Origin of the sequence: Holdemania filiformis DSM 12042, assembly GCF_000157995.1 — a bacterium.
GTDB lineage: Bacteria > Bacillota_I > Bacilli_A > Erysipelotrichales > Erysipelotrichaceae > Holdemania > Holdemania filiformis.
On record NZ_GG657571.1, the window covers coordinates 1 to 1,715 of the forward strand.

Below are 1,715 nucleotides of genomic sequence, written 5' to 3' on the forward strand. Positions count from 1 at the left end.
CGTAAATTGAAAAAGTAAATTCCACAACAATGAAGAGAAAACAAACGGTTGATTTAAGTCTTACAAAAGTTCATTATATCCGATAGTAGGAGAGGATATAAGAACTTTTTTATTTTCATATTCATAGTTTTCATACAATATGATATACTACTATTGCTATTGTAAGAGTTAATTCTACAAACACAAAAAGAGTAGTTAATTCAGACTTTTTTTAAACTGTAAGACTAAATTCTCTACTCGATTTTCTATTTATAGATGAGCTGCTCTTACTGTGGTATATTAAATTATTTTTTGATTAAAGCCGGATTAAGTATGATCTTATCTTTATCAACGCATTGAATGTGAAGTGCTGATAAGATAGCTTCTGATTCAGGATGATAGAAAGTGAATTCTTCAATCGGCGACTTCCCATATCGTTCTTTACGTGGATACGAATTGATATGGGAAAAAATGAGATCTAGATCAGCCTGAGAGTGAAGACCAAGCTGATTCAGATCTTTTTCTTTTGGACAGATATAACGCAATAGGCGATGGTTGTTCTCTACGTGAGGCTTCTGCCATGAGGCCATAGGATCACAATAGAAAACATGCCCTACCAGTTCCTCAAATGCAAAGGCATCAGAAAATTCACTTCCTCGATCGGTCAATAAGACCTGAAAGATGGAATGGAAAAGATCATCACCCAGTAGTGTTTTTACATAACGTACTCCAACTGCCATTGTTTTTGCATTTTTGGCAGAATGAAGCACACCGATCATGATGCCGAAGGAAACAAGCATGAAAGTCTGTATGAAAGGACCGTTAGTTCCGTCATTGTAGACGGTATCCATTTCAACGACAGATAAGGAAGGGTGTTCTCTCATATAGGTTTCAAAGCAGTCATAAGTCCTACCTTTAAGATATGCCCTGTCTTCGCGTTTTTTATATTTGACCTGATCCTTTTTCTTTAGCTTTCTTGTGACTCTGGATCGAAGATCTAGGTTGGTGAGGCCAAATGGCTGAAAGACACCTATTTCGATCCAGTTATAGATGGTTTTCTCACAGTGATGGATCTCAGGATGCGCCTGAAGGACTGCATAGACAGATTGGCCATTTTTGATCGGCTCTACAATAATAGCAGCGATTGCGTTTAGTTCTGAGTAAGTAAGATTGACACCCTCACGAGAATCGGAAAGCCTATATTTATATTCCGTTTGGGCTCTTTGGGCTGAATAAAATCGCTTTGTGAGCTTGCAAGTGCTTTTCTTATCACAACCATTGCATACCCCTCTGGTTTTGTCGCGGATCTTGCAAGGGATAGGAATACGATTAGGACACGCGTTGCGGCAGAATGAATTAAAGCCGCAGGAAGCGATATTTTGGCAATCATAGGTACCATAGGCAGAAACACCTTGACGGGAGAATTTGACTTCATAGGCATGTTTTTTGATTTCTTTGCAAATGGAAGATTTATCCATCCCGATAACAGCAGCAATAGCAGATTTGGAAGAATTGTTATTCAGTCCCTGCTCAATAAAATTACGGTACTGTAAGTCTAAATGTTTAGAACCTTTGATATTCATAGAAAGTCCTCCCCTGTGAAAGCATCACAGTAAGAGCACTAATTATGATATATAATTGTAAGAGTAATTTCTACTATATTACTTGTTGAATTGTCTGTAAGAGTAATTTCCATATTTTTGATTTGTTGTGGAATTTACTTTTTCAATTTACGC

The 1,715-nt window shown here is 37.3% G+C and carries 1 protein-coding gene; it reads right to left on the reverse strand.

Features of this window, described 5'->3' with window-relative positions:
* Positions 1-284: 284 nt before the first annotated feature.
* Positions 285-1,562, reverse strand: coding sequence for an IS30 family transposase (locus HOLDEFILI_RS18015; protein WP_006061387.1), 1,278 nt, complete (start codon positions 1,560-1,562; stop codon positions 285-287).
* Positions 1,563-1,715: the final 153 nt, after the last annotated feature.

Excerpts from the sequence above, each read along its gene's own strand:
- HOLDEFILI_RS18015 (WP_006061387.1), bottom strand. The coding sequence starts at position 1,562 with ATGAATATCAAAGGTTCTAAACATTTAGACTTACAGTACCGTAATTTT.